This window comes from Duncaniella sp. (genome assembly GCF_029056165.1).
Taxonomy (GTDB): Bacteria; Bacteroidota; Bacteroidia; order Bacteroidales; family Muribaculaceae; genus Duncaniella.
This window is the reverse complement of record NZ_JAIDBW010000029.1, coordinates 69325-82542: the sequence shown is the minus strand read 5'-3', so window position 1 is coordinate 82542 and position 13218 is coordinate 69325. Positions and strand designations below refer to the sequence as shown.

8 protein-coding genes are annotated in these 13218 nt (G+C 52.2%); 6 read left to right on the top strand and 2 right to left on the bottom strand.

All coding sequences use genetic code 11. The annotated features are described in order from the left end of the window. Positions 1 to 142 precede the first annotated feature (142 nt). Together pyrF and prfA are read right to left on the bottom strand one after the other, a co-directional pair. Positions 143 to 973, bottom strand: a complete 831-nt coding sequence (pyrF, locus tag K2G41_RS06175) for an orotidine-5'-phosphate decarboxylase (RefSeq protein ID WP_300116479.1) — start codon at positions 971 to 973, stop codon at positions 143 to 145. 98 nt (positions 974 to 1071) lie between these two features. Then, positions 1072 to 2181 carry a peptide chain release factor 1 gene (gene prfA / locus K2G41_RS06170; protein ID WP_300116477.1) on the bottom strand — a complete coding sequence of 370 codons (1110 nt, stop codon included), beginning with the start codon at positions 2179 to 2181 and terminating at the stop codon, positions 1072 to 1074. Positions 2182 to 2477: 296 nt separating this feature from the next. Between prfA and thrA the strand changes: the two genes are divergently transcribed. The 6 genes from thrA to K2G41_RS06140 all read left to right on the top strand — a co-directional run bounded on the left by thrA (position 2478) and on the right by K2G41_RS06140 (position 13116). Next, positions 2478 to 4913 (top strand): bifunctional aspartate kinase/homoserine dehydrogenase I, encoded by a 2436-nt coding sequence (thrA, locus tag K2G41_RS06165; RefSeq protein WP_300116475.1) that lies wholly within the window; start codon positions 2478 to 2480, stop codon positions 4911 to 4913. A gap of 9 nt (positions 4914 to 4922) precedes the next feature. Further along, positions 4923 to 6158 (top strand): cofactor-independent phosphoglycerate mutase, encoded by a 1236-nt coding sequence (locus K2G41_RS06160; RefSeq protein WP_300116473.1) that lies wholly within the window; start codon positions 4923 to 4925, stop codon positions 6156 to 6158. 47 nt (positions 6159 to 6205) lie between these two features. Beyond that, entirely contained in the window at positions 6206 to 7510 is a 1305-nt protein-coding gene (gene thrC / locus K2G41_RS06155) for a threonine synthase (protein ID WP_300116471.1), read from the top strand. Positions 7511 to 7789: 279 nt separating this feature from the next. Next, on the top strand, positions 7790 to 9652 hold the full coding sequence (gene mutA, locus K2G41_RS06150) for a methylmalonyl-CoA mutase small subunit (protein WP_300116470.1): 1863 nt from the start codon (positions 7790 to 7792) through the stop codon (positions 9650 to 9652). A gap of 28 nt (positions 9653 to 9680) precedes the next feature. After that, on the top strand, positions 9681 to 11816 hold the full coding sequence (gene scpA, locus K2G41_RS06145) for a methylmalonyl-CoA mutase (RefSeq protein WP_300116468.1): 2136 nt from the start codon (positions 9681 to 9683) through the stop codon (positions 11814 to 11816). Between the two features lie 127 nt (positions 11817 to 11943). After that, the gene (locus tag K2G41_RS06140) at positions 11944 to 13116 is read left to right on the top strand and encodes an iron-containing alcohol dehydrogenase (RefSeq protein ID WP_300116466.1); all 1173 of its coding nucleotides are present in this window, start codon (positions 11944 to 11946) and stop codon (positions 13114 to 13116) included. Positions 13117 to 13218 lie beyond the last annotated feature (102 nt).

The following is a 13218-nucleotide window of genomic DNA, read 5'->3' as shown; positions in this document are numbered from 1 at the left end:
CGCCATTGATATAATTCAGTCCATCTGTTGTCCGGTTATCCGTCATGCCCCCTACCCTATAACCGGTAAAATGAAAAACAGCATCCGGAAGCTTGTCAGCTGACAAGAACCGGATGCTGTAAAAACGTTTATCGTAAACTTATCAGATCACACCATAGGTGGAGAGAAGTATTGTCATGTGATCGCGTAGCTTGCGGGCCTCAGCAGCAGCGGCCTCAGCAAAATCATCGCCGGATGAAGCGTAGATGATACCACGTGATGAGTTCACGAGCAGACCACACTCATGAGTCATGCCCCATTTGGCCACTTCCTCAAGGCTTCCACCCTGCGCACCAACACCGGGGACGAGGAGGAAACTGGTAGGAGCAACGCGGCGGACTTCAGCGAACATGGCACCCTGAGTGGCACCGACAACAAACATCAGATTGTCATTGCTGCCCCATTTCTGTGCTGTTTCGAGCACCTGCTCGAAAAGACGTGTACCGGTCATGTCCGTGCGGAACTGGAAGTCATGACTGCCGGGATTTGAAGTCAGCGCGAGAAGAATCACCCACTTGCCTTCATAGTCCATGAAAGGCTTGACGCTGTCAAAACCCATGTAGGGAGCTACCGTGATGGCATCCACACCCATGCTCTCGAAAAACGCACGCGCATAAAGCGAGGATGTGTTACCGATGTCTCCGCGCTTTGCATCAGCGATGATGAATTGTTCGGGGTAGTTCTCACGCAGATAGTTCACTGTGCGTTCCAGAGATTTCCAGCCGTCAGTGCCGAGGCTTTCATAGAAAGCAGTGTTGGGCTTGTAAGCGACGCAATAAGGAGCGGTAGCGTCGATGATGGCTTTGTTGAAAGCGAAAATAGGATCTTCTTCGTTAAGGAGATGCTTGGGCACCTTCTTGATGTCGGTATCGAGACCTACGCAGAGGAATGATCCTTTTTTCTTGATCTGTTCAATGATTTGATGGCGATTCATCGTTTTGTATAATGTTTTAATAGTTTTCAATCGGATACCTGTTCCTATACCTGATCAATGCCTGACCGCAGATTGCTTCATTTTAAAGAGTGACGGTCTTACAGCTCCGCAGCCTTCAGCTTCTCGGCATTTTCAGCAATGGTGAGCTGATCAATCACATCCTGAATCTCGCCGTCCATGAATGACTGCAGATTATATATGGTATAGTTTATACGATGGTCGGTGATTCGGCCCTGCGGATAATTGTATGTACGGATCTTGGCCGAACGGTCGCCGGTCGAGACAAGTGTCTTTCGGCGCGAAGCGATATCGTCTATGTACTTCTGATGTTCCTTGTCATAGATGAATGTGCGCAGACGGCTCAATGCACGTTCCTTATTCTTGGGCTGGTCACGCGTCTCCGTACATTCGATGAGGATCTCCTCGGTCTCCCCGGTGTTGGGGTTACGCCACATGTAGCGCAGGCGCACGCCTGATTCAACCTTGTTGACGTTCTGGCCGCCGGCACCACCCGAACGGAACGTGTCCCACTTTATCTCGCCTTCGTTGATCTCAACGTCAAACGCCTCTGCTTCGGGGAGCACAGCCACCGTAGCCGCCGACGTGTGGACACGGCCCTGCGTCTCAGTCGCCGGGACTCGCTGCACGCGGTGGACACCGCTCTCATACTTCATCGTGCCATATACATTGTCACCGGTAACAGCCATGACAATTTCCTTGAATCCACCGGCTGCACCCTCACTGAAACTGGTGACGGCGACATTCCATCCCTTGGACTCGCAGTATTTGACATACATTTTATACAGGTCACCGGCAAAGATGGCCGCTTCGTCACCACCCGTACCTCCGCGGATTTCAACTATAGCATTCTTGCTATCCTCCGGATCGGCAGGGATCAGAAGCAGCTTGATCTCCTCCTCTATGGCTGGAAGCGCGGCGGTAGCCTCGTCAAGTTCCTCCTTGGCCATGTCGCGGAGTTCGGGATCATTTTCCGACGAAAGCACCTCGCGCGCCTCATCTATGTTTCCGAGGAGCGAACGGTAATGCCGTGTCACGGCCGTGAGCTTTTCAAGATCCTTGTATTCCTTGGTCAGTCGGACATAACGTTTCATATCCTGAATCACCGAAGGGTCGGTGATCAGTGTCCCCACTTCCTCAAAGCGGGCCTCTATACCGTCCAGACGTGACAATAGGGTGCTTTCTGCCATAGCGATTATATTATTTATGACTGCAAATTTAAGCATTTTCTCCGATTATATCCCCATCCATCCGAAAAAGCGATCATGAAAAACACTCCTTTTGATATAAACAAAACGTATCTAAACCCCTAAACGACAGGCTTTGCATTAACATTTTCAACAAAAGCATTGCCACAGCAAATAAATTTGCTTAATTTTGCCCTCTAAATTAAACAACTGTTTGTAAAGTTATTTCGCCAACAGCCGCTACAGCCTCATTCATGACTGTCACCAACGGCAAGGCAAAACATTTTTTCACACACAAAATGAAAGTATTAAAATTTGGCGGGACATCCGTAGGTTCCGTAAACAGCCTCCTTAACCTCAAGGAGATCGTCGAAGGTCAGAGTCTGCCGACCATTATTGTCGTAAGTGCCCTCGGTGGTGTCACGGACCTTCTTATCAAGACAGCCCGCAGTGCTGCTGAAGGCAGCGATGAATACCGGACTCTCTTTGAACACATAGTCACACGTCATCATGATATTATAGCCGGAGTGATAACAGACCGACGCGAGGAGCTTGTGAAAGAAGTAAATCAGCTTCTTGCCGAACTGTCGTCGATATATCAGGGAGTCTATCTGATCCGTGATCTCAGTCCCAAGACTCAGGCTGCAATCGTGAGCTACGGCGAACGCCTGAGCAGCCGCATAGTGGCACGTCTCATCAGCGGAAGTATGCTTCATGACTCACGTGCATTCATCAAGACCGAACGTAAGCACGGCCGCTACATTCTTGACAGCGAGCTGACAAAAAGGCTTGTCACCGAGGAGTTTCGCAATGAGGTGCTCGGCGAACGCATACACATCGTACCCGGATTCATAAGCACTGACAAGCATTCGGGCGAGATCACCAATCTCGGTCGTGGTGGAAGCGACTACACGGCTTCCATCATCGCTGCCGCACTTAATGCGGAAGCTCTTGAGATCTGGACTGACGTGGACGGATTCATGACGGCTGATCCACGCGTTATCCCAACGGCATATACCATCAACTCGCTCAGCTATGTCGAGGCAATGGAGCTCTGCAACTTCGGAGCAAAGGTGATCTATCCACCGACAATCTATCCTGTCTGTGTCAAGAATATACCCATACTTGTCAAAAACACCTTCAACCCGTCACTTCCCGGAACCATAATCCGTAATGACATTGAAGATGACGACCGCAAACCCATCAAGGGCATCTCAAGCATAAGCGGGACATCGCTCATCACCGTCACCGGTCTTTCGATGGTCGGCGTGATCGGCGTGAACCGCCGAATCTTCACCGCGCTTGCCGAAAACGGCATTTCAGTGTTCATGGTCAGTCAGGCTTCATCGGAAAACTCGACTTCCATCGGCGTGCGCGATCAGGATGCCGAGGAAGCAGTCCGTGTGCTCAATCACGAATTCGCCAAGGAAATCGAGGAAGGAGCTATGTTCCCCATGCATGCCGAAAGCGGACTCGCCACCGTCGCTATCGTGGGTGAGAACATGAAGCATACCCCCGGTATTGCCGGTAAACTTTTCGGCACACTCGGCCGCAGCGGTATCAGTGTCATTGCATGCGCACAGGGTGCAAGCGAGACCAATATCTCGTTTGTGGTCCACGGCGATCACCTGCGCAAATCCCTCAACGTAATCCATGACTCTTTCTTCCTCAGCGAATACAAGGAGCTCAACCTTTTCATCTGCGGTATCGGTACGGTTGGAGGTATGCTCATAGAGCAGATTCGCAGTCAGCAGGAAACCCTCCGTAAGACCCACCGCCTGAAACTCAACGTGGTCGGTATCGCATCGAGCCGCCATGCCATTTTCTCGCGTGCAGGACTTGACCTCACTAATTACCGCGAGCAGCTTGAGGCCAGTCCTGAAAGCTCGCCCGAACGTCTGCGCGACGAAGTGATCGGAATGAATATCTTCAACAGTGTATTTGTTGACTGCACGGCAAGTCACGACGTCGCCGCTCTTTACCAAAGTTTCCTCGACCATAACATATCAGTTGTGGCGGCAAACAAGGTTGCGGCGTCAAGCAGCTATGAGACCTATCGCCGCCTGAAGGACACCGCACTCCGACGCGGGGTGAAATTCCTTTTCGAGACAAACGTCGGTGCTGGTCTGCCGATCATCGGAACTATAAACGACCTCGTATCGTCAGGCGACCGAATCCTGAAAATCGAAGCGGTCCTCAGCGGTACACTCAACTTCATATTCAATACACTTTCAGCTGAAGTGCCCTTCTCCGAGACCGTCCGCCTCGCCAAAGAGATGGGCTATAGCGAGCCTGACCCAAGAATTGACCTCAGCGGACAGGATGTGGTCCGTAAACTTGTCATCCTTACACGTGAGGCAGGCTATAAGGCCGAACAGGACGAGGTTGAGAAACATCTTTTCATCCCTGCCGAGCTTTTTGAAGGTTCACTTGAGGATTTCTGGAAACGTCTGCCTGAACTCGATGCTGATTTCGAGTCACGCCGTGAGGTACTTGCATCCGAAGGCAAACGCTGGCGTTTCGTGGCGCGTATGGAAATGGGCCGCATGAGTGTCGGTCTTGAGGCTGTCGATTCCCGCCATCCGTTCTATGGACTCGAAGGATCAAACAACATTGTGCTCCTCACCACCGAACGATACCGCGAATATCCCATGCTAATCCAAGGCTATGGAGCTGGCGCGGGAGTGACGGCAGCAGGCGTATTTGCAAATATAATGTCGTCTGTCAACAACTAAACCGGCCACATGAAACATCTTATCATCCTTGGCGACGGGATGTCGGATCATCCCGTTGCCGCTCTGGGTGGCAAAACGCTGCTCCAGTATGCTGACACACCTGCACTTGACCGTTTAGCCGCAGAGGGTCGCTGCGGACTCCTCGTCACTGTACCCGATGGCTTCGCTCCCGGAAGCGAAGTGGCCAATACCGCTATCCTCGGCTATGATCTCAACGAGGTCTATGAGGGGCGCGGACCGCTCGAAGCCGCAAGCATAGGTTACGAGATGCAGCCTGACGACATGGCCATGCGCTGCAACATAATCACACTCGGTCAAGCCGGAGAGATAACCAATCATCACGGTGGACATCTGACGACGGAAGAGGGCACGGAACTGATAAAATATCTTGACTCACATCTCGGCAACGAGCGCGTGAAGTTCATCCCCGGCATTCAGTACCGCCATCTGCTCGTAATCAAAGGAGGCAATAAGCATATCACCTGCGCTCCCCCTCATGACAATCCCGGTGCGGAGTGGCGACCACTGCTGGTCAAGCCCGAACCTGACTCCCCTGCCGAAGATGGGCGCATGACGGCTGCTGAAACAGCTGATCTGATCAATGATCTCATACTCCGTTCGCAGCAACTTCTTGCCGATCATCCTATCAATCTCCACCGAAAAGCCGAAGGACACCTTACAGCCAACTCGATTTGGCCGTGGAGTCCGGGCTACCGTCCGAAAATGCTGACCCTCCAACAGATGTATCCGTCGGTCAGCAGAGGAGCTGTTATCTCAGCTGTCGATCTCATACGCGGCATAGGCCACTATGCGGGATTGCGGACCATCATTGTGCCCGGTATGACCGGACTTGCCGACACGAATTATGAAGGCAAGACCCGTGCGGCACTTGACGCACTGCGGACCGATGACTTTGTGTTTCTTCATCTCGAAGCTACCGACGAGGCAGGCCACGATGGCGATCTCGACCTGAAGCTTAAAGCGATCGAGTATCTTGACAGGCGTGTCGTCGCCCCGATTCTCGCTGAACTTGACACATGGGACGAACCGGTCAGCATAGCCTTGCTGCCTGATCATGCCACCCCGGTAGAGAAACGCATACATGTAGCCGAGCCTGTACCGTTCGTCATCCGCACCCCCGGCGTAGAACCGGACGCAGTGACAACCTACAGCGAAGAAGCCTGCGCAATAGGAAGTTTCGGCAAACTCCGCCTGCAGGAGTTCATGCAGAACTTCATGCGCTGAATCCCCTTTATCTTAATTTACTCACCTCCTGATACATCAATAATCCAATGAAATATTACAGCACTAACCATAACGCACCCGAAGCCGGACTCGAAGAAGCAGTTGTCAAAGGTCTCGCCTCTGACCGTGGACTCTATATGCCCGAACGCATCAAAGCTCTGCCTAAAGAATTTTTCGACAATATCGACCGTATGTCGTTTCACGAAATCGCCTGTCGCGTGGCAGAAGCATTTTTCGGAGAGGACATACCTAAAGAAGATCTTGACCGCATCGTATGCGACACCCTTTCGTTCGACTGCCCGGTAAAGGAAGTTGATCCCGACATCTACAGCCTCGAACTCTTCCACGGCCCCACGCTTGCGTTTAAGGATGTCGGCGCACGCTTCATGGCACGTCTGTTGCAATACTTTATCCGCAGCCGTAAGGACAAGCGCGAGGTCAATGTACTCGTGGCGACCAGTGGCGACACCGGATCAGCTGTCGCAAACGGCTTTCTCGGTGTCGATGGCATCCATGTCTATGTCCTGTACCCCAAAGGCAAAGTGAGCCCTATTCAGGAGTGCCAGTTCACCACCCTCGGACGCAACATCACAGCCGTGGAGATCGACGGTGTGTTTGACGACTGCCAAAGACTGGTCAAAAGCGCATTTATGGATCAGGAACTCTGTGACCACATGGTCCTCACATCAGCCAACTCAATCAACGTGGCCCGCTTCCTCCCCCAAGCGTTCTACTATTTCAATGCCTACGCACGGATGAAGGCTCTCGGAAAGGCAGAGGAACTTGTCATCAGTGTGCCGAGCGGTAATTTCGGTAATATTACAGCCGGACTGTTCGCCCACCGCATGGGACTTCCGGTCAAACGCTTCATAGCAGCCAACAATGCCAACGATATCTTCTTCAACTATCTCCTGACCGGCATCTACTCTCCCAAGGCAAGTGTTCAGACCATAGCCAATGCAATGGACGTGGGCGATCCAAGTAATTTCGCACGTATTCTTGATCTCTATGGCAACTCACACGAACGCATCTCATCGCTCATCAGCGGCACGACATACACAGATGATCAGATACGTGAGACGATGCGTGAGTGCTACGAACGTACCGGCTACGTGCTTGATCCGCATGGAGCTTGCGGTTACCGTGCCCTCCGCGAAGGTCTGCGCGAAGGGGAAACAGGAGTATTCCTCGAAACCGCCCATCCGGCCAAATTCAAGGACACGGTCGAGGCTGCTATAGGAGCGGAAATAGCCATCCCCGACCGTCTTGCAGCCTTCATGAAAGGTGAAAAGCAGTCCATCGGCATGACGGCCGACTTTGCCGACTTCAAAGCCTATCTCATGCAGCAGTAAGCTGAAGAAATCAGAGCTATCGGAGGGAATCAAAACAATCATGCTTAACGGCGGCATCGGTCTGCACGCGTCCGGATGATGACGCTGTCAGCCTCAATCCCTCCCGATAACTTTGATTCCTCTGACAGCTCTGACAACTTTGATCTCCCTGATAACTCTGATAATAATTTTCCACTCTATATTTTTTGCTGTTAAGAAGTTTCCGATTATCTTTGCAGAGCAAAATTACTGCAATCTCGGTTAACCTAAACCTGATACAGACTATTTAATACCATAATCATGGCAGAAAAGAAAGAAAAATTGTTCGAACAGTTTCCTCCCATCTCCACCGCAGAGTGGAAAGCTAAGGTAGAAGCTGACCTCAAGGGCGCACCTTTTGACAAAAAATTAGTGTGGCGCACCAATGAAGGATTCAACGTACAGCCGATGTATCGTCTGGAAGACATTGAGGACTTCAAAACCACCAACTCACTTCCCGGAGAGTTCCCCTACGTCCGTGGCACCCGCACCGACAATGACTGGCTCACCCGTCAGGAAATCATTGCCGAAACTCCTGCCGAAGCCAATGAAAAGGCTCTCGACGTGCTTACAAAGGGCGTAACCTCCCTCGGATTCCATATCGACGAGCCCACTGTCGAGACTCTCGAAGTGATGCTCAAGGGAATCGATCTCGCTAAAGTTGAAATCAATTTCACCTGCTGCATCAAGAAGGCTCTTCCCCTCGCTAAGGCACTCGTAGAGTATGTGAAAGCCAATGGATGCGCAGATACATTCAAGGGGTCGATCGACTTCAATCCCTTCCGCAAACCTCTTCGCAAAGGTGTGGCATTCGAACCTGCAACCCTCACGGCTATGGCATGTGAGATTCTCGATGCTGTAAAGGATGTCAAGAATCTCCGCGTACTCTCTGTCGATAGCGACATGCTCAGCAACGCAGGTGCATATATCTTCCAAGAACTCGGCTATGCCCTCGCATGGGGCGCACAGTGGATGACACTCCTCACGGATGCCGGCCGCAGTGCCGACGAGGTGGCTGACCGCATCAAGTTCAACATGGGTGTATCATCCAACTTCTTCATGGAACTTTCCAAGTTCCGCGCCGCCCGCATGCTTTGGGCACAGATCGTGAAGCAGTACGGTGCATCCGACGAGGCTGCAAAGATGGTGGCCCACGCTGTCACTTCGCGCTTCAACCAGACTCTCTATGACGCACATGTCAACCTCCTCCGCAGCCAGACCGAAGCTATGTCGGCCGCACTCGCAGGCGTTGACTCCATCACCGTCACTCCTTTCGACGTGCCTTACAAGACTCCCGATGAATTCTCGGAGCGTATCGCACGCAATCAGCAGTTCCTTCTCAAGGAGGAAAGCCATCTCGACAAGGTCATTGACCCCGCAGGTGGCAGCTACTATGTGGAGACACTTACCGTAGCCATCGCTAAGGAAGCATGGAAACTCTTCCTTGAAGTTGAGGATAACGGTGGTTTCCTCGCTTGCTGCAATGACGATAAGGTGCAGAAGGCCATCCGTGAAAGTGCAGAAAAACGTCACACCGACGTCGCTCGCCGTAAGGAAATCCTTCTCGGTACTAACCAGTACCCCAACATCAACGAGATGGCAGCTGATAAGATCGTCGATCTCAAGGGTTCACTCCCCTGCGCATGCGGTGGTCACGGTGACGCTTGCGAAACTCCCGCCGGTCTCCCCACCAAACGTGCTGCAAGTGACTTCGAAGCCCTCCGTCTTGAGACAGAAGCAGCTTCCAACCGTCCGAAAGTATTCATGCTCACCATCGGTAACCTCGCCATGCGTCTCGCCCGCGCACAGTTCTCGACCAACTTCTTCGGCTGCGCCGGCTACGAGATCATTGACAATCTCGGTTTCGACACCGTAGAGCAGGGCGTTGATGCAGCTCTCGAAAAGGGTGCTGACATCGTGGTCCTCTGTTCAAGCGATGACGAGTATGCAGAGCTTGCCCCCGCAGCGTTCAAGTATCTCGACGGCCGTGCAGAATTCGTCGTTGCCGGTGCTCCCGCTTGCACTGACGATCTCAAGGCTATCGGCATCAACGACTTCGTTCATGTGCGCTGCAACGTGCTCGACACTCTCCGCGCATTCAATGCCAAGTTGCTCAAAAAGTAAATCGTCAACCCCCACATATATTTAAGACATGAAACCGAATTTCAAAGAAATCGACATTGTAAAAGATGCTTTCGGTGAGCAGCACGTTCCCGAAACTCAGGGGGAAGACTGGCTTACCCCCGAACTCATCCCGGTAAAGCCCATCTATACCAAGGAAGATCTCGAAGGTCTCGAACACCTCAACTATGTTTCAGGTATTCCTCCCTTCCTCCGTGGCCCGTACAGCGCGATGTATCCCCTCCGTCCTTGGACCATACGCCAGTATGCAGGCTTCTCAACTGCTGCTGAATCTAACGCCTTCTACCGCCGCAACCTCGCTTCGGGTCAGAAGGGTCTGTCAGTGGCATTTGACCTCGCCACACACCGTGGCTACGACGCTGACCACGAACGCGTAGTCGGCGACGTAGGTAAGGCCGGTGTGTCCATCTGCTCTCTTGAAGACATGAAGGTGCTCTTCGAAGGTATTCCCTTGAACAAGATGTCTGTCTCGATGACCATGAACGGTGCTGTACTTCCCGTGCTCGCCTTCTACATCAACGCAGGTCTCGAACAGGGTGCAAAGCTCGAAGAGATGGCCGGTACTATCCAGAACGACATCCTCAAGGAGTTCATGGTGCGCAACACCTATATCTATCCGCCGGAATTCTCGATGCGCATTATCGCCGACATCTTCGAATATACCTCGCAGAACATGCCCAAGTTCAACTCGATCTCAATTTCGGGTTACCACATGCAGGAGGCCGGCGCAACATGCGACATCGAGCTTGCCTATACACTCGCTGACGGTCTCGAATATCTCCGCGCAGGTATCAACGCAGGTATCGACATCGATGCTTTCGCTCCCCGTCTGTCATTCTTCTGGGCTATCGGTATGAACTACTTCATGGAGGTTGCCAAGATGCGTGCCGCACGTCTTCTCTGGGCAAAGATCGTCAAGCAGTTCAACCCCAAGAACCCCAAATCACTCGCACTGCGCACACACTCGCAGACTTCCGGCTGGTCACTCACCGAGCAGGATCCCTTCAACAACGTTGGCCGTACATGTATCGAAGCTATGGGTGCAGCCCTCGGCCACACTCAGTCGCTCCACACCAACGCGCTTGACGAGGCTATCGCTCTCCCGACTGACTTCTCCGCACGTATTGCCCGCAATACCCAGATCTACATTCAGGAAGAGACCATGGTCACCAAGCAGGTCGATCCGTGGGGTGGTTCTTACTACGTGGAGGCTCTCACCAACGAGATCGCTCACCGTGCATGGGAACACATTCAGGAAATCGAGAAACTCGGCGGTATGGCAAAGGCAATCGAATCCGGTCTGCCTAAGATGCGTATCGAAGAAGCTTCAGCCCGCACTCAGGCCCGCATCGACTCAGGCCGTCAGACCATCGTCGGTATCAACAAGTATCGTCTTGACCACGAAGATCCTATCGATATCCTCGAAATCGACAATACCGAAGTCCGCAAGGATCAGGTGGCACGTCTCGTCGATCTGAAGGAACATCGTGACGAAGAGGCTGTCAAGAAAGCTCTTGAAGCCATCACCGAATGCGTCCGCACCAAGGAAGGCAACCTCCTTGATCTCGCAGTCAAGGCCGCTGGCGTCCGTGCTACTCTCGGTGAAATTTCCGATGCCTGCGAAGAGGTCGTAGGCCGTTATAAAGCAGTAATCAGAACTATTTCAGGAGTGTATTCATCAGAAACCAAGGCTGACCCTGACTTTGTGAAGGCTCAGCAGATGTGTGAGGAATTCGCTAAACGCGAAGGTCGTCAACCCCGTATCATGATCGCAAAGATGGGTCAGGACGGTCACGACCGCGGTGCTAAAGTCGTTGCTACAGGCTATGCCGACTGTGGTTTTGACGTAGATATGGGTCCCCTCTTCCAGACTCCCGCCGAAGCAGCCCGTCAGGCTGTGGAGAACGACGTTCACATCCTTGGCGTATCGTCACTTGCAGCAGGTCACAAGACCCTCATCCCGCAGGTGATCGAAGAACTCAAGAAACTCGGTCGTGAGGACATACTCGTGACTGCCGGTGGTGTGATCCCCGCACAGGACTACGATTTCCTCTACAAGGCAGGTGTCGCTGCTATCTTCGGCCCCGGTACACGTATCCCCGTATCAGCCATCAAGATGCTCGAACTCCTCCAGCCTGAGGATTGATCGGACAGCACATACACCCTGAACATCAGGACAAATCAGCATTGATAACCTTGCAGGGAGCAATTCCTGCAAGGTTATCTGTTTTAAGTAATCCTTTTATTAGCTTAGAATAATCTGAAAATTACTCATGAATAATTTTACATTCTGCACCCCCACCCGCTATGTGTTCGGCCACGGAGCTGAAGAAAAAGCTGCTGAACTGGCCGCAGCTGCCGGATGGAAGAAAATCATGATTGTCTATGGAGGTCAGTCGGCCATTCGCAGCGGTCTGCTCGACCGCGTGAAAAAATCCCTTGACGCAGCCGGTATATCTCACGTAAGCCTCGGCGGCATACGTCCGAATCCTACGGACGACAAAGTCTATGAAGGCATCACCCTCGGCCGTGACGAAAATATCGACGCTATGCTTGCCGTCGGTGGCGGATCTGTGATTGACACAGCCAAAGCCATTGCCGGAGGTATTCCCTACGCCGGTGACTTCTGGGATTTCTATTGCGGTAAGGCAACCGTCAACGAAGCTCTTCCTTTAGGTGTCATTCTCACCATACCTGCTGCCGGAAGCGAAGGAAGTGGAAATTCCGTAATCACGCGTCTTGATGGACTCCGCAAACTCTCGCTTCGCACCGACACAGCACTCCGTCCGAAATTCGCATGTCTGAATCCGGAACTCACATTCACACTTCCGCCATATCAGACCGCAAGCGGAATAGCCGACATGATGGTCCATATCATGGAGCGATATTTCTCCCCGACGGAGCAGGTAGAGGTCACTGACCGTCTGTGTGAGGGCTTGCTTAAAGCAATCATCGAAGAAGCCCCGAAAGTAATGTCCGATCCGCAGAATTACGATGCTCGCGCAAACATAATGTGGAGCGGCACTCTTGCCCACAACGGTATCTGTGGTTGCGGACGTCAAGAAGATTGGGCATCACATTTCATCGAGCACGAACTGAGCGCACTTTACGACGTGACACACGGAGCAGGACTTGCCGTGATCACCCCTGCATGGATGACTTACGTCACTACAATCCTCCCCGCAAAGGTCGCACAGTTCGCACGTAGAGTCTTTGACGTTACCGAATCTGACGACACGAAAGCTGCCACTGAAGGCATAGCTCGACTGCGCAGTTTCTTCCACTCAATCGGTCTCCCCATCACAATGAAGGAACTTGGAATTGAGAACCCCGACATAACCCGCCTCGTGACCAAACTCCATGAGAACAAAGGTCCGCAAATCGGCGGTTATCTCCCCCTCGATGCCAAAGCAACCGAAGCCATCTTCCGCCTCGCAGCAGAGTAACCAATTAATTCAGGAAAATCTTACCGTTACCTTTCCGCAAACCTCAGATGTCGGAAAGATAACGGTAATTTTTGGCCTATAGGTCAAAAATTTAGATAAATT